Origin of the sequence: Rivularia sp. PCC 7116 (genome assembly GCF_000316665.1) — a bacterium.
Taxonomy (GTDB): Bacteria; Cyanobacteriota; Cyanobacteriia; order Cyanobacteriales; family Nostocaceae; genus Rivularia.
In genome coordinates, this window is the sequence record NC_019678.1 from 8,067,988 (window position 1) to 8,087,145 (window position 19,158).

The window sequence follows — 19,158 nt, forward strand, 5'->3', positions numbered from 1 at the left end:
AAGTTGATAAATAATAATACAATATTGCCTACATCAATAACTTGACACAAACCCCGATGAAGATACAAGTTGATGCCCTCTGGCTCCCATACGCACAAATGAAGACTGTTGCTCCCCCCTATCGAGTAGTTAGAGCAGAGGGTGTCAAACTTTACCTCGATGATGGCACGGTTCTCATTGACGGTATTTCTTCGTGGTGGTGCGTTATTCACGGCTACAATCACCCCGTACTTAATAAGGCGGCTCAAGAGCAGCTGACAAAATTCGCTCATGTTATGCTTGGAGGTCTTGTTAACGATGCAGCTATTAAATTAGCCGAGACGTTAGTTAGAATTACCCCCAAAGGACTCGATCGCGTTTTTTTCGGTGACAGCGGCTCAGTAGGGGTCGAGATTGCGCTCAAGATGGCAATTCAGTTCTGGCGCAACAAAGGGGTTTACGAAAAGAGCCGTTTTGTGGCGCTGCGACTGGGGTATCATGGCGACACTACAGGAGCAATGTCGGTAAGTGACGACGACGAGGGAATGCACCGATTGTTTAAAGGAGCCATACTTCCCCAATATTTTGTTGATGCACCGGGTGGGGATAATATAGACTCTGAAGAATGCCAAGCATCGCTTTATCAACTTGAACAGCTTCTGAAATCGAACAATAGCGAAATTGCCGGTGTGATTCTCGAACCGGTATTTCAAGGAGCTGGTGGCTTTCGCTTCTATCCCCCCGATTATTTACTCCATGCCCGAAAACTGTGCGATCGCTACGGGGTACTACTAATATTCGATGAGGTAGCAACGGGTTTCGGACGAACAGGAGCCTTATTCGCAGCAGACCTAGCTAATGTCACCCCGGATATTATGGTGCTTAGTAAAGCGCTGACTGGGGGATACTTCGGACTATCGGCGACTATCGCTACAAGCCAAGTCTACGAATCCTTTCTGGGTGACGATCCGGAATTAGCCTTCATGCACGGGCCGACTTTCATGGGAAATGCAGTTGCCTGTGCCGTGGCTTTGGCAAGTATCGAACTTATAGAAACCGAAAACTACCTTAGTAAAATTAAAATTATTGAGCAAGTACTCAAAGAAGAGATTCAGGGATTGGAGGGAGTATCGCTTTGCGACGCACGAGTACTTGGAGCTATAGGAGTTCTGGAGTTTGAATCTCCGTCGAACCTCGTGGGATTTAGGGAGTTTGCTATGTCTAGGGGAGTTTGGCTCCGTCCGTACAGCAAGTGGCTGTATACTATGCCCCCATACGTCATTAGTGAAGAGGACTTGCGACGAGTTACCGGAGTAATGAAAGAGTGGGTGTCGCATCAAGACAAAGGCATCTAAATAATAGGCGTTGTCTGATGACGATATAAATTTATTTTGGCATCCAACACTAGCCCCCTAAATCCTCCAATATTGGGGCTTAGGGGGCAAATAATGTTTTTAATTAGCAACGCCGAATAATAAGACTTTTGTTAGATACAAACAAAATATAAAAAAAATCTAAATTAGTTGTTTGCTCTTAGATTCTTCGCAATACAATAAGACGGTAACTGCATATACAAAAACGCATTTTATTAGCTTGATAATTGATATTTTTGAGTACATTTTAATCGCTGCATTTCAGTTAAATATTTGCAATTAAAACCGCTTCAAATTATTGCTGCGTCAATATATTACTGTGAGTACAAAATTCACTACACCTTTACTCGATAAATACTAGAACCTATTACCCTTAAATACTAGTACCCATACCCCTTAAGAAATATTGAAGTCTTTAAACAATAAGGGTTACAAGCTGGTGAGTACAAATTCAATAAAATTCAATAAATTTAATCGACGCAGCCAAAGCTAATGTTGATAACGCCATCTGATATAAGCAGAAAATAGCACATCGCTTAAATAATTTAGACATTACCGATGCCACAATCGGATGAACATATCAGTAATCAATTCGCGAAAAATGCAGACGGTGCAAACACCTCTGTAAACGAAAATCAATCTGAAGCAAATTTTATCACGCTTCTGCAACATGATTTTCGGATTATTTTCGAGCGCGATCCAGCAGCACGTAATTGGTTAGAAGTTTTATTTTGCTACCCTGGATTTCACGCTTTATGTTTGCATCGTCTAGCCCATTGGTTATATCGTCGCAAAATTAGTTTGATTCCTCGGTTGATTTCCCATCTCGGAAGATTCCTTAGTGGAATAGAAATTCACCCTGCCGCACAAATTGGCAAAGGTGTATTTATAGATCATGGTATGGGAGTTGTAATCGGTGAAACCGCTATTGTCGGAGAGTATACATTGATTTATCAAGGTGTAACTCTTGGCGGTACTGGTAAAGAATCGGGGAAACGTCATCCCACCATTGGTAAAAACGCTGTAATCGGTGCTGGTGCTTCCGTTTTGGGTAATATCCAAATTGGCGATCGCGTTCGTATTGGAGCGGGTTCAGTTTTATTGCGAGATGTTCCTAGCTGCTGTACGGTTGTGGGAATACCCGCACGCCCAGTTTCTCGCAAGCAAGATGCAACTGCTTCACCTTTAGAACATGGGAAACTTCCCGATTTAGAGGCTGCCGTAATTTTCTCGTTAGTGCAACGGGTAGAACAACTAGAAAGAAAGTTGCTTTCCTTAAACCAAAATTCAAATAGTGATGCACTGACGAAGGAACTTGTAACCAAGGAGCGTTAATATGTTACCGCTCGATGGTTCTAATGTCCTGAATCAAATAGTGCAAATTCCCTATCACCAACGTTGGCAAATTTACCATCGCCTGCAAGAGTTAAATATTCCCTGCTCTTGTATGCAAGATGGTTCATTACAAGTACAAATAAACAATCCAATGACGGCGATTTTACTTCATTCTACCGTCGTTCAATTTACAGCATCGCGTCAGTCATTAATCAGTTGGCTGGAAAGATGTTGGCAGTTTTAATTACTTTTTACCTACCTAGTTTATACTCTGTCAGAAAATATAAACAATTCAGAGAAGACGAAATTTAGCTATGAAGGTTTCCTGAAATATAAAAGGTAGGTAACAAGGTTTCCATTTACGATGAAAATAGTCAGTTAAACTAAGCCGTGAATATCTTAAATATAGAGGTTGGTTCTATGATGCTAACACCTCACAGCGATACAAAGTTTATTAACTTCTTGCAAAAAGAACTTTTACTTACTAGTTGTGATATTGCTGTGGCAATGCGAAAAAGCAGGTTAGATAAAGGACCCCTACCAATGCTGCTTTGGCAGTATGGTTTAGTTGATATAGAGCAGCTAGATAAAATTTTTGATTGGTTAGAATCTCAAAATTAAAATATTTTTCTAAATGTTTTTGAAGATATTTAATAGTGTATTTACCCGGCATGGCAAAAACGACTAAAAAAGAATTTATATTTGTACTGATATTTTGAAGTCATAAAAAAATCTTTTTTAGATAAAAGTTACATAAACCTGCAATTTGATTTAGAAATATAAGTTTTTTGATTAATTAACCAATCCCAGGCTGTAATTATTGTCAGTTCTGGTAGCGAGAGCCGAATAGTTACCAGCGAGCATTTACCAATTACCAATTACCAATTACCAATTACCAAATATCATGTTTACTACCTTAATTTCCGGAATTAGTTTATTAATCTTTACCACATTGGCTACAAATTACTGTAGTTGTATGTTACTTGAAGAAATCCAAAATATTCCGGGTGAAGAAAATTGTTAATTTATACCAAAATCTGGTTCTTTCTCATACAGAAAGACTGATTTTCTTGAGTAAGAATAATCAAGGACGAATGTGGAATTATATAAATTGTGATAATTTTATTCATGGTTTCTCATAATTCATAATTTATCAAAATGATTCGTTCCTTACCAGTGCTGTTTACTAATATTCACTTTAAGTTAAAACCACAATCACGAGCGGGGAGTTAAAACAAACCGATAGAGGTATTTTTCACAGATGAATCAACCACCTGTCTTAATTAATGACACAACATTACGCGATGGCGAACAAGCTGCGGGTGTTGCTTTCAATTTAGAAGAAAAAGTTGCGATCGCGAAGTTTCTTGATGCAGTTGGAGTACATGAAATAGAAGTCGGTATTCCAGCAATGGGTGAAGAAGAAACCCGAGCAATCCAAGCAATTGCTAACTTAAATTTGCAAGCCAAACTTTTAGCTTGGAATCGCGCTGTAATCTCAGACATAAAAGCTTCAATAGCTTGTGGATTGAACCGCGTACATATTTGCATTCCTGTTTCAGGGGTTCAAATAAGCACTAAGTTTCAAGGGCAATGGCGAATTACTCTACAGCAACTTAGAGACAGCGTTAACTTCGCTTTAGATAATGGACTTTGGGTTTCAGTCGGTGGAGAAGATGCTTCTAGGGCTGATAAAAATTTCCTATTGGATGTAGCTTTATTTGCTCAGGAGTTGGGTGCTTCAAGATTCCGCTTCTGCGATACGGTAGGAATTCTAGATCCTTTCGCAACCTATCATCGAGTTAAAAAACTGGTAGAATCGCTTTCGATTCCCGTGGAAATCCATACTCATAATGATTTTGGTTTAGCAACAGCTAACGCCCTTGCTGGTATAGAAGCAGGGTGTTTAACTGCGAATACAACGGTAAATGGCTTAGGTGAAAGGGCTGGAAATGCAGCTTTAGAAGAAGTCGTTATGGCTTTGAAGCGCATTTATGGCTTAGATGTAGGTGTTGATACTACGAAATTGCTCGATTTATCTAGGCTGGTAGCAGATGCGTCTCGCTGTAGCGTACCACCTTGGAAAGCAATTGTTGGCGAAAATACTTTTGCACACGAATCTGGTATCCACGCTCATAGCGTACTACAAAACCCAATGACTTATGAGCCATTCAGCCCTGAAGAAGTTGGTTGGGAAAGACGTGTAGTAGTAGGTAAGCATTCTGGAAGACATGCGGTAACTCAAGTTTTAGAAGAAAACGGCATCAAGCTTAACTCAGAGGAAACCAAATCTGTTTTAGAAGCAGTACGTCAAGAGTCGGTACAGAAAAAACGCAGCCTTACTACTCAGGAGGTATTAGATTTAGTACAACAGGGTAGATATTCCCATGCCATCAGATGAATTAGAACTTGACTTACCACCAATATATGAACTTGGCGATAAAGTCAGAATTACCAGCCTAATTAAAAACGACGGTACTTATCCGGGTAAAAAATTAGGAGAAGTTTTAATCAATGTCGGAGAAGTCGGTTATGTCATAAGTATAGGCACATATTTACAGAGAGCTTATATTTATGCAATCCGTTTTATGGATAAGGATATTGTTATAGGTTGCCGTAAAGAAGAATTAGAACTTATAGAAAGAGGGGATCAACATGAAAGTAATGCTACGTAAAAACGGTGCGGGTACTTTAGTGGTATATGTGCCGAAAAAAGATTTAGAAGAAGAAGTCGTCAAGCAAGCAGATGGGGAAGCTGGGAAAGTTTTGACTTTAGCAAATGGTTGGGAATTAGAATTTCCCGATATGCCAAGTACGCAAGATTTACCCAAAACTGTTGAAGCAAAAAGACTTTCATAACTTACAATCTTTTTTTTAAGACAAGGAGATTAGGGAATCTGAGTTTTTTATAATGACTTCTAATTCCCATACTCCTAATTTTTTTGTGGGTTAAAAAATATTTTCAGCAAGGAAGGGAATCTTTTAAAGACTGTAAATCCTGACTAATTAAAATTCAAAATCAAAAACAGAAATGGTTAATAATTACAGGACTTTATCAGAATTTAACTTGAAGGGTGAATTTATTGGTTTTGAAGGTGACAACCTCAAAAAACCTAAGTATTTAAAATTGATAACTTATAACGGAGAAATTAAGCTCAAGCTGCCAAAAATTTTACGAGAATCTGCCGTTTCTTTTTTAAATCCTGGAAACCAAATTAATGTTTTTGGAGTAAACAAGTTAAATTTACGCACGGGAAAAACTAAATTAAAAGTTTATGGGATAAAACCGATTGGAACTTGTCCCAAACAAAATATAGAAACTAAAAGTAAACCCAAGATTTTAGTCTGTAAAAAATCTGGTTGTCGTAAAAGAAATAGTCAAAACGTATTACCTGAATTAGAAAAGATTTTGCGCGAAAGAGGACTTTATGACAAAGTTGCCATCGAGCATACTGGCTGTCTGAAATGTTGCAGCTCCTCCAATTGCGTATTGAAATTAGGTAAAAAAGAATATAGAAAGATTCAACCAGAAGCAATTGCTAAGATGTTAGAAAATCATTTAGACTAAATCTAGACTAAGTTCGATCTAAAATTTTCTGAAAAAATCAATAACTAATATAGAGGCGTTGCAATGCAACGTCTTTATCAGTTTTTAAACATAATTAAAATATGTGTAATGTTAGTAGTTTTCTCACTTCAGTGCAATACAAATATGAACTCACCTCGCCCTTCGGGTAATGCAGGGGTGAGGTGACGGAATGTATGGTACTCAATTGAAATTCAGTATATGCACTCATAGAACAATGCTAACCGAAAATAAGCAATTATAACAATATCGTAAGTCCTATGAATATTATTAGCTACTAAAAAATGTATGACATGGGACTATAGTCTCTTTAGTAATAAAAATTAGTAATCTGAATATGAAACAGTTTTTTTACACACTCGTCACAAGTGTATTTTGTTTCGTACTAGCTCAACCTAGTTTTGCTCAAGAGAATCTTACAGATAAACAAATTAATCTCGATCTACAAGAAAATTTAGTTTCTACGAAAACTGATAAATTAAGTTCAAATGCTTCTCAAGTAGGTATCACTGATTTAGAAGCAGCACTAAGCGAACCGTTCGCAGACAGTAATAGTAATTTATTTAACTTAGATTTCATCACCGAAGCAGACATTGAACCTACCGTTACGGCACAAATACTACCTCAAGAGTTGCAATATTTACCTTTAAATTCAACCTTGATTTCCGATGAGGAAATCAAAGAGATTTTAATTAAGTATTTAGAAAATATTGCTAAAAAACTCGCTAAATATAACTATTCGCCGAAGTACGAGCGGGGTAATGAATTAGGTAATCACATTGTTATGCAGGGATTGATTAACCCTAAATTTCTTACCCCTCAAGACAGAGTAGCCTTTTATATAGATGATATTCCAGTTGACTATAACAACCTCTTTATTCTCTCTTCTACTGAATTGGACAGAATACAAGTATCGAGAATCCCTCAAAGTAGTGTAGTTGGTAAAAATAGTTCTGCTGGCGTAGTTAACGCTATTTCTCGTCAAGCAAGTTCAGAACCGGAAGTCCTATTTGGCGCAAGTTATGGTAGTTATAATAGCCGGGAGCTGCAATTTTCTCTCAATGATGCTTTGATTGAAGATAAACTAGCTTTACGAATTGCTGGAGTTTACAAAGGGCGAGACGGATTTATTGAAAATATCGCTACAGATGACAAAATAGGCGAAAAAGCGCAATTTGCAGCCCGAGGACAACTTTTATGGACACCTACATCAGATTGGAAAATATCTTTTAATAGCTACAACAGCTTTATAAACGACGGCAATCCCCCTTTCAATAAACTTAATTCTTCCGAACCATTCGAGGTTGATTTAGATACAGAAGGTTACAACAAGTACAACACAAATACTCAAGCTTTGAAAGTTGGTTATCAGGGTAAAGGTTTTCGAGCAACATCAATTACAGCCCGTCGTTTTAGCCAGCAAGAATTTATTTTTCCCTCAAGTAGGGGAGCCACGCAGACTATTGATGATTTGAGCTTAAAATTATGGACGCAGGAATTACGCTTGCAATCTCCCGAAACTGCTGATAATTTCCAATGGTTATTAGGTGCTTACTACGAGTCTCAAGATTATACAGTTGACGATGCTAGAGTTGACATTCCTCGATTGCCAAAAGTTCGACGATTCGGGGACGATTCTCGCCAAACCTATGCGGTATTTGGGCAAGTAGATTACAAACCTATCGAGCCATTAACCCTATCTGCTGGTTTGCGATACGAATCTAGCAATGTATCTTTGGATAGTAGTTACGATCTAGTCAATTCTGACGGTAGTTTGAGTCCAATTCGTCCAGATGTTGAAGATGCAAAACTCAGCGATAATGAATTGATTCCCAGCTTCGGTTTGAAATATCAATTCAGTCCTAACTTAATCGGATACGCTAATATTTCCAAAGGTTATAAACCGGGTGGATTAAATTATGGTGCCGATACAGAAGATACCTTAGAATTTCAAGAAGAAAAAACCTGGAGTTACGTAGTAGGTTTACAATCAATTTGGCTGAATGGTTATTTGCTTGCTGGATTGTCATTCTTCCACAAAGATATCAATGACTATCAAGTATTGCAGTTTGATGAAAACGGAGTATTAGGTGATATAAATAATATCGGTTTAAAAGCTACTGGAGTCCAATTTGAACTGCAAGCAAAACCAGCACCAGGACTTGATTTAATCGCATCAATTGGTTATGCAGACGGTAAATACGACAACTATATAAATACTGAAACTGGTATAGATTTGAGCGATAATCAAGTTCCTTTTCTACCGCAATTAACCTATAATTTAGCCGCTCAATATCGTACTAACGGAGGTTTATACGCACGTGCAGAATTGCGCGGTTATGGTCTAACTTATTTTGATGATGATAATACAATCAAGCAAGAACCATACGCTCTTGTAAATGCTCGTATTGGCTATGAAGCTGAAAAATATGGTATTTATTTATATGCAAATAACTTGTTTGATACTCGCTACCTGACTTCGGGATATATATTTCCCGTACCAGATGGAACCGCAGAATTTGGAAACCCCGCCATGTATGGTATACAATTCAAAGCGAAATTCTAGCTTTATTTTTGTATTCTTGCATACTTTTTGTGTTCCGACGGACACGCTGCGCTAACAACAATTAAATCCCATTGCTGAAAATGGTTGAAATGATTTGTAGCCTAAAAAACAATATAAAATAAATTACTAATTAATTATTAAATACTTGTTTGACAAGCTGTCGTTTGACACCCGTATTTAATAAGTAAATAATATTACTTTAAGTAGAGATTGTGGCATTGTTAATAATGCTGCAATTTCTTTTTGTATATATGTATTTATTTAGTGTAGTGTGAGGATGTTTTGAAGTTGAAATTTTGGTACGCAGGAATATTAGGTATATTTTATTTGGCGCTATCTCAACCGGCTTTAGCAGCAGAAAAGCAGACAAAGATAGACATCGATAAAGATAAAGCTTCGGTTGAAGAAAAAACTGATAAATCAACTTCAAATATTCTTCAATTAGGTGAAATTCAATTTCCAAAAACCAGCGCTTCTTATCTGCTGACACAGGAAAATACAACTCCTGCAATTGTGCAGATAAGTGGTGTACGTTTGCGAAAAACAGAAACTGGTTTAGAAGTCGTTTTAGAAACTCCCCAAGGAGATTTATTATCACCGACGACAAGAATAGAAGGTAACACTTTAATTGCAGATATTCCCAATGCGGTATTGATACCCGATGGCGGATTTAGAGAAAATAATCCTGTAGAAGGGATTGCTTCAGTAACCGTGACGCAGTTAGATGATAAAGTACAGGTACAAATAACTGGAGTGGAAAATGCTCCAACTGTAAACATAGCTTCAGGCTATCGCAAATTAATTTTCAGCTTAGATGCTGCTCCCAGAGCGGATATCGAACTTACAGTTACAGCACAAAAACGTCCCGAAGAGGAGCAAGAAATTCCTTTGAGTTTGACGGTGATTCGACAGCAAGAAATCGAAGACGCTCGAATCGATTCTTTTCAAGATATTGCAGAATATACCCCCAACTTTAGCTTTGCTCCCACATCTGGTGGTGGTACTGAATTTAGTAACTACAGTCTGCGGGGAATTAACAATGCTAATTTTCTTACCGCTCAAGATAGTGTAGCCTTCTATATAGATGATGTTCCGGTTGATTATAACGGCTTTCTAGACTTGGCTTTTACCGATTTGGAAAGGATAGAAGTACTAAGCGGACCTCAAAGTACTCTTTACGGTAAAAATAGTTCGGCTGGTGTAGTTAATGTAATTTCTCGTCAAGCAACTTTTGAACCAGAAGTCACCTTGGGTTTTGCTTACGGTAGATTTAACCAGAGGGAGGTGCAATTTTCTATTAACGATGGTTTGGTTGAGGATAAATTAGCCTTGCGAATCGCTGGAGCTTATAGGGGGCAAGATGGATTTATTGAAAATCTTGCTACAGGTGAAAAAATAGGTGAAAGAGCGCGATTTGCAGGCAGAGGGCAATTGTTATGGACACCTAACTTAGATTGGACTGTATCTTTTAATAGCTACAATAGCTTTACGGATGATGGCAATCCGACTTATAACACACTTAATCCTGAAGACCCTTTTGAGGTTAATTTAGAGACTGAAGGTTTTAATAAGCTTAGTACAAATACTCAAGCTGTAAAAGTTGGTTATAACGGTGAGGGTTTCCGAGCAACTTCAATTACAGCCCGTCGTTATAGCCGTCAGGAAAACGTTGTTCCTGGAAATGGCGGAGGATTACAGATTATTGATGATGTTAATTCAACAACATGGACGCAGGAATTACGCTTCCAATCTCCGGAAACAGCCGAGCGTTTGCAATGGTTATTAGGTGGTTACTACGAATCTCGCGACTTTACAGTTGATGACGCTCAAAGCGAATTCCCCGGATTTGGGAGATTTCGCCGTTTCGGAGACGATTCTCGGACAACTTATGCCGTATTTGGACAAGTTGATTACAAACCTATCGAACCATTAACCGTATTTGCTGGTTTGCGTTACGAAACTTCCGATGCATCTTCAAGGAGTACTTCTGAATCCGCACCTTTTGGTGGTGCTTTTACTCCAAGTCGTCCAGAATTCGATGAAGAAGTCAGTAACGATGAATTGATTCCTCGCTTTGGTTTGAAATATCAACTTAATTCCAATTTATTGGCTTATACAACTATAGCGAAAGGTTATAGACCTGGTGGATTGAATTACCGTGCTGATACTGAAGATACATTGATATTTGGAGAAGAAAAAACCTGGAGTTACGAAGCTGGTTTAAAATCTTCTTGGTTGAATAATCGTTTGATTGCTAACTTGTCAGTATTTCATAACGATGTAAATGACTATCAAGTATTGCAATTTGACGAAAGTGGATTTTTTGGAAGTGTTAGCAACATCGATTTAAGAGCCACTGGAGTTGAATTTGAATTAAAAGCAAAACCAGCTAAAGGATTAGATTTAATTGCATCAGTTGGTTATGTAGATAGTGAATACAAAAACTATTTAAACTCAGATACCGGAGTGGATTTAAGCGACAATCAAGTTCCTTTTGTACCGCAATTTACTTATAATTTAGCCGCACAATATCGCAGCCAAGGAGGTTTATATGCTCGTGCGGGATTGACGGGTTATGGTATTACTTATTTTGATGACGAAAATCAAATCAAGCAAGAACCTTATGTACTTGTAAATGCTCGTATCGGTTACGAAGCCGATAAATATGGCATTTATTTATATGCAAATAACTTGTTTGATACTCGCTATATTACCTCTGGTTTCTTATTCCCAGTACCAGACGGTACCGCAGGATTTGGAGATCCGGTTACATACGGAGTTCAATTTAAAGCGACATTGTGATTTTAATTATCTGGTTCCCAGTCTCTGGCTGGGAACCCATACACGGAGGCTCTGGCTCCAGGTAGCTCAAATAGAGGCAGAGCCTCAAGTTGAGGATTCCCAGCCGGAGACTGGGAACGAGCTACAGCTAAATCTTGATAAATGATAATTTATGCTTTCTAAACTAATCCTTCTAGCTGCACTTTATACCGCTCAATTCATACCTACAACCTTTTTTATTCAAACCGTACCTATTTTTATGCGGCAACAAAATATGTCGCTGGATGCTATCGGTTTTTTGAGTTTTCTGATTCTTCCTTCAGCTTTAAAATTTCTTTGGTCCCCATTTATAGATCGTTACCGTATACCCAAGTTGGGACATTATCGCGGCTGGATTATTGTATTCCAAATATTGTTAGCAATTGTCACATTTGGATGTGCATTTATTGATATTGAAAATAACTTCAATACCTTAATTATTTGTATGTTCTGCGCTTTTTTGTTTTCCTCCAGTCAAGATATTGCCACAGATGCTATAGCAGTTAATTTACTCGAACCAAACGAACGCGGAATTGGTAACGCAATTCAATCAGGAGGAAATATTTTTGGTGCAATTATTGGTGGTGGTGGAGTATTGATTTTATTGGATAGAGTCGGTTGGAAATACAGTTTAATCATCATCTCTTTGGTTATGTTAATAACTTTAATTCCCGTACTTTTATATTCAGAAGTAGTAAATCGCAAACCAAAAAAATCAAACTTTTTTAAATCTTATTTTCAACCTTTTATTAATTTTTTATCTCGTCCCAAAGCATTACCTTGGCTTTTAGTTTTAGTGCTATATATGGGAGGAGAAATGATGTCTGGTACAATGTTGCGTCCGCTTTTTGTAGATAGAGGATTATCGCTGTCAGAAATTGGCGTAATGTTAGGAATTTTTAGCTATAGCGTTCGTATTATCAGCGCTTTAATTGCAGGAGTTTTGATTACTAAATTAGGAAGAATAAATTCGTTAATTTTATTTGGATTGGCAGCCAGTATTGCAACGCTTTTGTATATAATACCTGCAAGCGGTGTCAGTAATTTACCTATCTTGTACGCAGTAACGATTACCGTCAATGCATTGCAAGGTATGGCATACACAGCTTTACTCAGCGCCATGATGGATAAATGCGTTACACCGGAGGTGTCAAGCTCTGCTTATCGCCATACAGCCGCGACTGATTATACGCTACAAGTTTCCGTAGTATCTATCGGTGGAGTTGCTGCTTCAATGCTTAGTGGTACAATCGCCAGCGCTACTGGATATACAGGTATGTTTATTATCAGTGCTGCGGTATCTATATTAAGCGTATTAGTAATTTTTCAATTCTTTCGTAGAGTAGCTGTTGAAGCTAGATAACTTTAATTTTTTATGTTGAATCTATTTAATATTCCCTGCTGCTAAAACTTACTCTACGGTTAAATCTAATTCGGGAAAAGTACGAGAAACAATTTTTTTATTTCCAGTAAATTCTGTATCTTCGTATAAACCTTCTTCCCATAATAAAACCGTAATGTTTGATTCAATTGGATCTACAATCCAGTATTCAGGTATTTCTAAAGCAGCATATTCAGAACGTTTATAACGATAGTCACGCTTTACCGATTCGGGGCTAACTACTTCTACAACAACTAAAGGCGGAGACTGACATACAGCAGATTCATCCAAGAATTCCATAACCTGTTCTGATGTTACAACATAAACATCAGATAAACGCGATTTTCTCCAACCAGTTCTAATTCCCGCTTCTCTAAAACACATCCAAGGTAACTTTTGATTTTTAATTTGTTCATCAAAGTTTTTTTCGATAAATTTCGATATTAGTAGATGTCTAAAAGTTGGAGGATTCATTAACTCAAGTTTTCCATCAATCAATTCGTAGCGGTTATCTGTACCGTCATCGTAGGTAAGATATTCTTCAAATGAATATATAGTTTTTGTTGTAGTTTGAGTCATTATTTTACAATTATTTTGACTTGAAATGATAAAAATTAAACATATCTATTCTAATAAAATTACTCCCTTTATGCTGTTATATTAATTATCTCTCTATACTTCTTCCCTCTGCGTACTTTGCGTCTCTGCGGTTTTTTCCTTCAATAATCTTGCTGACAACAGAGTGACTTTAAAACAGCTATCTCCAATTTATTCAGGAAGCGAATAAGCATTACATAAGCATAAATCTATGAAGTATAAAATTACTCATCAAAATTCAAAGATTTATAAACCATCAAGCTAAAAAGCTGTCATACATAATTCAATGTATTACCATATGTAAATCGCCTGACAATTATCAATGCAAAACTTACTCAAATACCCCATCAATATATGCGTTTACCATATTGGCTTCCGAATGTTCGTTCCTGGTTTAATGCTGTAGCTTTAATTTTACTAATGATTGGCATAGACTACTTAATGGATTATGCCGTAGATATTATCAAAATATTGATGGATTCAGCACCTTGGTTAATAGGAGCATTCTTGTTTTTATTATTTGCATTTCCAATAGTGACAATAGCATTTTTACATAATTGGTTACATACCTTCCTAGATGTGTTTTTCCCAGAGAGTAGATTTCCCGAAGATGAATTACGAGCAGGATGGTTTCCAAGTATTTTTAGCTGGTGGGAAGCAGTTTTTGGCTGGGGAAGCTATGTATTATCTTCAGTCTTCGTGCTGTTTTTCTTAGGAATCTTTACCACACACTCTAACTCGCTCAATTTATTATCTATTTTGAGTCAAGATTTATCTTCATACAGTTTTTCTTTACCTTCCGCTCGCTTTACAATTTTACAAATAATTGTTGCAGCTTACTTGTATCAGCTTGAGTTTTTAGTTAGACAGCGGTTACTTGCAACAGCTAGACAGTAGTTTAGAACTTTTAAATTATGTTTATGAAGGGAACCCGGCATTTTCGATGTTGGGTTTTTTGTTTTTTTGACTTTAGTTAATGATTACGAAAATTATTCCAACCAATTTTCTAATTATAGATTAGCAATATTTTCAAAATCTTTAATATTAGTTATTTTGCAATACAAGAATAATTAAAAGTAATAATAAAAAAACTCAGCGTACCTCCGCGTTTACCTTTGCGCTCCTCTGCGTTAAAAACATATATAATTATGAATACCCGACGGTGCGTTACGGCACAATCAAATTTATAGTGAAAATCAAAATCACTCGCGCCGTAACACACTCTACAACTAACTACTAACTACTAACTCACTTCCCTACAAGCTCGATACAAATCTTTCCAATCGTCTCTTTCTTTCACCACAGTTTCTAAATATTCTTTCCACACAACTTTATCCTGCACTGGATCTTTTATCACTGCTCCAATTATTCCCGAAGCAACATCTGAAGCGCTTAAACTGCCGTCTCCGAAATGCGCTGCTAATGCCATTCCGCTATTAACCACCGATATTGCTTCTGCGGTGCTTAATGTACTTGTAGGAGATTTTATCTTAGTTTTACCATCTTCTGTAATTCCACTTCGTAATTCCCGAAATACCGTAACAATCCTTCTTATTTCTTCTAAAGCTGGCGGCTCTGCTGGTAATTCTAATGCTTTTCCTAAACTTTCTACCCGCTTTTTAACAATTTCGATTTCTTCTTCTACTGTCTTTGGTAATGGTAAAACTACTGTATTAAAACGTCTTTTCAAAGCGCTGGATAAATCGTTTACTCCTTTATCTCTATCGTTAGCTGTGGCAATGACGCTAAAACCTTTATTAGCCTGTACTTCTTCCCCTAATTCGGGAATTGGCAGTGTTTTCTCGGATAAAATGGTAATTAATGTATCTTGTACGTCTGCCGGGATGCGGGTTAATTCTTCTACCCTTGCCACCTTTCCATCTTCCATCGCTCGCATCAATGGGCTTGCTACCAATGCTCCCATCGAGGGACCATCAGCCAGTAATTTCGCGTAATTCCAACCATAGCGAATTGCTTCCTCACTGGTGCCCGCAGTACCTTGAATTAATAACTTAGAATCTCCCGAAATCGCTGCGGCTAAATGTTCGGAAACCCATGATTTTGCAGTACCGGGAACACCAATTAACAGCAAACCCCTGTCAGTTGTCAAAGTCGCGATCGCAATCTCTATAACTCTGCGATCGCCGATATATTTTGGCGACACTTCAAAACCGCTATCGAGCTTCCCACCCATCAAATAAGTCATTACAGCCCAAGGTGATAATTTCCAATTTGGCGGGCGTTGACGCTTATCAACTTTTCCTAATTCTTCTAACTCTTGGGCAAACTGATGTTCGGCATGTTCCCTAAGCAAACTTGTTTCTTTGCTTACCTTTTCTTTCTTACTCTGCGTACTCTGTGCCTCTGCGGTTTTATTTTTTTCAGCCATATTTCCCCTTCTAATTTTTAATCTATAATTTACTTGTTTTCTAATCAAAAATCTGGAGACTACACTAATAGTGCTTGTCTCATCTCATATCTAAACTGCAATTTGGTTAAAAATCTATCAACCGCATCAATTAGAGTTTTATGAATATTTTCAGATGCTGCAAAATTCAAATAGTTAACAGCTTGACTATAAACCGAAGGTGATATTTTTGAGGAAAAAGTTGCTAAAGCTGAACTCAACTGCCAATTATTAACTTTATTATTGCTTTCAATGCAGCTTTTAATACTTGATATTGCAGTTTGACTAATTTGCTCATCCCAGATGTAAGGAGTGTTAACCAATAATATAAAAGCTGGATTCGCGGAACTAAAAATATTATCAGGATGCTGCTGCAAAACCTCTAAAATCAAACTTTGAATTTGAGATTCAGGAATTACTTTAAATAAATATTTAATCGAGCCGTCACTGTTAGTCAAATTTTTAGATAATTTTGGACAGGCTTTGAGTAAAGCTTCAGCCCATACCGTATCTTTACTTCTAATCGTAGCCGTTATCCAAGCTTCTAAAAATACTTTTTCCCATTTACTATTTTCGACAATTTTTATTAATTCGTCAGGAGTCTTTTGCCAATCATTACTCCATATACTTGGCGGTACAAAACTAAGCATTTGTAATAGTAAACTTGCTTTCTCTCCTAACGAAGGTATATATTTTGATTCATCTATACCGTCTTGAGTCATTTCCAAAGTACATTTTTTTGGTAATACCACCTCTATTCCGTTTCTATCCAAACTTAATAAAGGACGCACTCTTTCTACCATTCTGTTTACAAGCTTTGATTCTGGGATTTGTGCGAGCAATCGCGCTGCCACATCTCGCACTAACTTACTTCTATCTTCAAGAGCATCCTCTAAAAACTTCTCATCCTCAACGCTCAAACCAATTTCTAATACTTCTAGTAGACTTGCTCTTTCTTGCGCTCTTTCCTTAGTCCAAATACTTTGCAACTGGGATAGCCCTGTTTCTGCTTCGGATTGACGCAATTCATGCAATACATTTTTTCTAGCTTCCAAACTACCGTTTTTCCAAATTTTCTCTTTATCTTCACTACTTACATAGTTCCATTCTGGATTTTGCGTTGCCAACCATATTCCCCGTTTACCCAGAACTGGTAAGATATATTTTCGTAAATTATTCTGTCTGCTTCCTAACGTCAATAATTCTGGTAAATATTTAGGAGAAACATTTTTTTTGGTATCTGCCAATAATTTTAACCACTCCGGCAAAATTGCACCGTATTCTCCACTTAACATTATTCCTAAATGTTGTTCTGAAGCATGACTGCAATATGGTAAATCATCTAAATCGCAAGTTTCTATGGTTTTGTTATTATCAATCGCAATGAATTTACCAGCTTTTTGATAAAAATAAATTGTTCCAGCCGCACTAAGCAAACAACCTTCCTTATCCTTAGTATCAAGATGATTTAAAACTTCACCCAGTTGATTATCTTGTGTCGTAATTTTTAATTCCAGTCTTTGAGTACCAACAACTGCCGTTTTTACTAAATCTTGCCAAATATTCATTTATATAAATCTGGTTTTATTTATTAAATAATTCGTTAAGTCTTTCTCGTTCCGAGACTCCGGCTCGGAATGCATTTTCAGAGGCTCTGCCTCGTTTACAAAGGAGGCAGAGCCTCCGATACATCATTACCAGGCAAAGCATGGTAACGAGAAATAAGTTTTAACAATGCCCCATGCCCAATACCCAATTCCCAATTAACAATTAACAAACCGATTATCTACCCACACACTTAAAGGTAAAAAGCATTCCCCATCCCATTCACCAAATATATCTAGTGGATACCCCCCACTCAGCGCTAATAACTGCCAATTATTTTTAAATCTTGATTTCAAAGGAAGCAATCGGTTGTCTTCATCGCGTACAAACCAGTTATTATTTTGTTTTATTGGAATTACTCCCCGCGTTGGGGCAGGAAATTGTTCTATCCAAGGATTATAAGCAAGGGCTTGAGAATATTCTTGTATCATATTTGAGATATTACTATATCCCGGCATTGCATCCATTTGAGTTGCTTCGTCTTGCCGAGTTTTGATGATGGCTCTTAAAGGAAAAGCACTCTCGAAAAATACTAATTCTGCATTTATGCAACTTCCTGGTACAAGACTAGTGTCTAATGGCTGACTGCCGTGAGCAAAGTTAAGAATTAATGCTTTTTGTTGCGTTGCTTTACCCCAAAGCCAAGTACGCTGTATTTTTAAACGGTCTTCTGCTGCTAAACTTTGCCCTAAAATAAGCCATAAATCACTTACTCCTTGCTGCGTTGATAATTCTTGTTGATTCTGGGAAAAACCAATTTGAGTACGAATATCAGTTTGTACCGGAACAGTTAAAGTTTCTAAGTGTTTGAAAGCTGCAATTAAAAGATATACCCTGCCTAATTGCGATAGTAATCTTTCTTGCCATCCCGCACCAGAATGAGCAATACTCCCCATATCCTTTACCAAGCGAGCGACACCTGGAGCCTGTGCGTCTACCAACCGTGCTGCTGATTCATCCCAAAAGCTGTAGGGTTTCTCCTGGGCTGCTGCTAAACCGTTACTTATCAAATCTCGCAGCCATACTTCTAAATCCTGCATCCCCGCAGTAACTTTATTTAAACGCTTCTGGGCGCGTTTGACTTGCGCTTGGGGATTTGCTTCTCGATTGACTTTTTCTTCTGCTTTGACTTTTTCTTCTTTTTTAGTTTTTCGCGTACTGCGGGCTTGCAGCCAATCATCAACCCACTCGGGAGGTGAATCTTGAGCGAATAATTGTTTCTCGTTTGCCAGTAAAAGAAACAAAGCGATGCCGTGCTTACACGGAAACTTCCGACTGGGACAACTACATTTAAAAGCAGGTTCGGTTAAATCAATTTGAGTCCGATAAGGATTTTTACCGCTTCCTTGACAATCACCCCAAGCAGCTTTTTCATTGCAACCTAATGAGGACCACTTACGAGAAGTCGCTAAAGCTCTACCATTCTTAGCAGAACTTGCATCTGGTGCTAAAGCCAAAATTTGTTCCTGCGTCCAAGTTGCAGACATTAAAAAAATCGCAATTAACAAA

Annotated in this window: 16 protein-coding genes; 12 read left to right on the forward strand and 4 right to left on the reverse strand. The window is 37.6% G+C overall.

Features of this window, described 5'->3' with window-relative positions:
* Positions 1–56 precede the first annotated feature (56 nt).
* From bioA to RIV7116_RS30850, 11 genes are all read left to right on the forward strand, one after another.
* Entirely contained in the window at positions 57–1,334 is a 1,278-nt protein-coding gene (gene bioA, locus RIV7116_RS30800) for an adenosylmethionine--8-amino-7-oxononanoate transaminase (RefSeq protein ID WP_015122256.1), read from the forward strand.
* Between the two features lie 576 nt (positions 1,335–1,910).
* Positions 1,911–2,687, forward strand: coding sequence for a serine O-acetyltransferase (gene cysE, locus RIV7116_RS30805; RefSeq protein WP_015122257.1), 777 nt, complete (start codon positions 1,911–1,913; stop codon positions 2,685–2,687).
* A gap of 1 nt (position 2,688) precedes the next feature.
* Positions 2,689–2,931 carry an Asr1405/Asl0597 family protein gene (locus RIV7116_RS30810; protein ID WP_015122258.1) on the forward strand — a complete coding sequence of 81 codons (243 nt, stop codon included), beginning with the start codon at positions 2,689–2,691 and terminating at the stop codon, positions 2,929–2,931.
* 176 nt (positions 2,932–3,107) lie between these two features.
* Positions 3,108–3,308 (forward strand): DUF2949 domain-containing protein, encoded by a 201-nt coding sequence (locus tag RIV7116_RS30815; protein WP_015122259.1) that lies wholly within the window; start codon positions 3,108–3,110, stop codon positions 3,306–3,308.
* 640 nt (positions 3,309–3,948) lie between these two features.
* Positions 3,949–5,088 (forward strand): homocitrate synthase, encoded by a 1,140-nt coding sequence (gene nifV, locus RIV7116_RS30820; protein ID WP_015122260.1) that lies wholly within the window; start codon positions 3,949–3,951, stop codon positions 5,086–5,088.
* Complete coding sequence (locus RIV7116_RS30825; RefSeq protein WP_015122261.1) at positions 5,075–5,362, forward strand: nitrogen fixation protein NifZ; 288 nt, start codon at positions 5,075–5,077, stop codon at positions 5,360–5,362. The genes nifV and RIV7116_RS30825 overlap by 14 nt, the downstream gene beginning before the upstream one ends.
* Positions 5,343–5,546, forward strand: a complete 204-nt coding sequence (gene nifT / locus RIV7116_RS30830; protein ID WP_015122262.1) for a putative nitrogen fixation protein NifT — start codon at positions 5,343–5,345, stop codon at positions 5,544–5,546. Before RIV7116_RS30825 ends, nifT begins: the two co-directional genes overlap by 20 nt.
* A 172-nt stretch (positions 5,547–5,718) precedes the next feature.
* On the forward strand, positions 5,719–6,255 hold the full coding sequence (locus tag RIV7116_RS30835) for a (2Fe-2S) ferredoxin domain-containing protein (RefSeq protein ID WP_015122263.1): 537 nt from the start codon (positions 5,719–5,721) through the stop codon (positions 6,253–6,255).
* Positions 6,256–6,610: 355 nt separating this feature from the next.
* Entirely contained in the window at positions 6,611–8,839 is a 2,229-nt protein-coding gene (locus RIV7116_RS30840) for a TonB-dependent receptor (protein WP_015122265.1), read from the forward strand.
* A gap of 288 nt (positions 8,840–9,127) precedes the next feature.
* Positions 9,128–11,641: a TonB-dependent receptor domain-containing protein gene (locus RIV7116_RS30845; protein ID WP_232435743.1), complete on the forward strand. Its 2,514-nt coding sequence runs from the start codon at positions 9,128–9,130 to the stop codon at positions 11,639–11,641.
* A gap of 151 nt (positions 11,642–11,792) precedes the next feature.
* The gene (locus tag RIV7116_RS30850) at positions 11,793–13,022 is read left to right on the forward strand and encodes an MFS transporter (protein ID WP_015122267.1); all 1,230 of its coding nucleotides are present in this window, start codon (positions 11,793–11,795) and stop codon (positions 13,020–13,022) included.
* Between the two features lie 48 nt (positions 13,023–13,070).
* Here RIV7116_RS30850 and RIV7116_RS30855 read toward each other — a convergent pair whose 3' ends face one another.
* Positions 13,071–13,619, reverse strand: a complete 549-nt coding sequence (locus RIV7116_RS30855; protein ID WP_015122268.1) for a Uma2 family endonuclease — start codon at positions 13,617–13,619, stop codon at positions 13,071–13,073.
* Positions 13,620–13,991: 372 nt separating this feature from the next.
* On the opposite strand from RIV7116_RS30855, the gene RIV7116_RS30860 reads away from it, so the two are divergent.
* Entirely contained in the window at positions 13,992–14,534 is a 543-nt protein-coding gene (locus RIV7116_RS30860) for a hypothetical protein (protein ID WP_015122269.1), read from the forward strand.
* A gap of 346 nt (positions 14,535–14,880) precedes the next feature.
* On the opposite strand, the gene RIV7116_RS30865 is transcribed toward RIV7116_RS30860, so the two are convergent.
* The 3 genes from RIV7116_RS30865 to RIV7116_RS30875 form a co-directional block, all read right to left on the reverse strand.
* Complete coding sequence (locus RIV7116_RS30865) at positions 14,881–16,026, reverse strand: AAA family ATPase (protein ID WP_015122270.1); 1,146 nt, start codon at positions 16,024–16,026, stop codon at positions 14,881–14,883.
* 59 nt (positions 16,027–16,085) lie between these two features.
* Positions 16,086–17,612, reverse strand: coding sequence for a DUF5691 domain-containing protein (locus tag RIV7116_RS30870; protein ID WP_015122271.1), 1,527 nt, complete (start codon positions 17,610–17,612; stop codon positions 16,086–16,088).
* Positions 17,613–17,807: 195 nt separating this feature from the next.
* Entirely contained in the window at positions 17,808–19,136 is a 1,329-nt protein-coding gene (locus RIV7116_RS30875; protein WP_015122272.1) for an SWIM zinc finger family protein, read from the reverse strand.
* Positions 19,137–19,158: the final 22 nt, after the last annotated feature.

Coding starts and splice junctions, on each gene's coding strand:
- RIV7116_RS30815 (WP_015122259.1), top strand. CDS start 3,108: ATGATGCTAACACCTCACAGCGATACAAAGTTTATTAACTTCTTGCAA.
- nifT (WP_015122262.1), top strand. CDS start 5,343: ATGAAAGTAATGCTACGTAAAAACGGTGCGGGTACTTTAGTGGTATAT.
- RIV7116_RS30870 (WP_015122271.1), bottom strand. CDS start 17,612: ATGAATATTTGGCAAGATTTAGTAAAAACGGCAGTTGTTGGTACTCAA.
- bioA (WP_015122256.1), top strand. CDS start 57: ATGAAGATACAAGTTGATGCCCTCTGGCTCCCATACGCACAAATGAAG.
- cysE (WP_015122257.1), top strand. CDS start 1,911: ATGCCACAATCGGATGAACATATCAGTAATCAATTCGCGAAAAATGCA.
- RIV7116_RS30850 (WP_015122267.1), top strand. CDS start 11,793: ATGCTTTCTAAACTAATCCTTCTAGCTGCACTTTATACCGCTCAATTC.
- RIV7116_RS30855 (WP_015122268.1), bottom strand. CDS start 13,619: ATGACTCAAACTACAACAAAAACTATATATTCATTTGAAGAATATCTT.
- RIV7116_RS30840 (WP_015122265.1), top strand. CDS start 6,611: ATGAAACAGTTTTTTTACACACTCGTCACAAGTGTATTTTGTTTCGTA.
- RIV7116_RS30860 (WP_015122269.1), top strand. CDS start 13,992: ATGCGTTTACCATATTGGCTTCCGAATGTTCGTTCCTGGTTTAATGCT.
- nifV (WP_015122260.1), top strand. CDS start 3,949: ATGAATCAACCACCTGTCTTAATTAATGACACAACATTACGCGATGGC.
- RIV7116_RS30810 (WP_015122258.1), top strand. CDS start 2,689: ATGTTACCGCTCGATGGTTCTAATGTCCTGAATCAAATAGTGCAAATT.
- RIV7116_RS30825 (WP_015122261.1), top strand. CDS start 5,075: ATGCCATCAGATGAATTAGAACTTGACTTACCACCAATATATGAACTT.
- RIV7116_RS30875 (WP_015122272.1), bottom strand. CDS start 19,136: ATGTCTGCAACTTGGACGCAGGAACAAATTTTGGCTTTAGCACCAGAT.
- RIV7116_RS30865 (WP_015122270.1), bottom strand. CDS start 16,026: ATGGCTGAAAAAAATAAAACCGCAGAGGCACAGAGTACGCAGAGTAAG.
- RIV7116_RS30835 (WP_015122263.1), top strand. CDS start 5,719: ATGGTTAATAATTACAGGACTTTATCAGAATTTAACTTGAAGGGTGAA.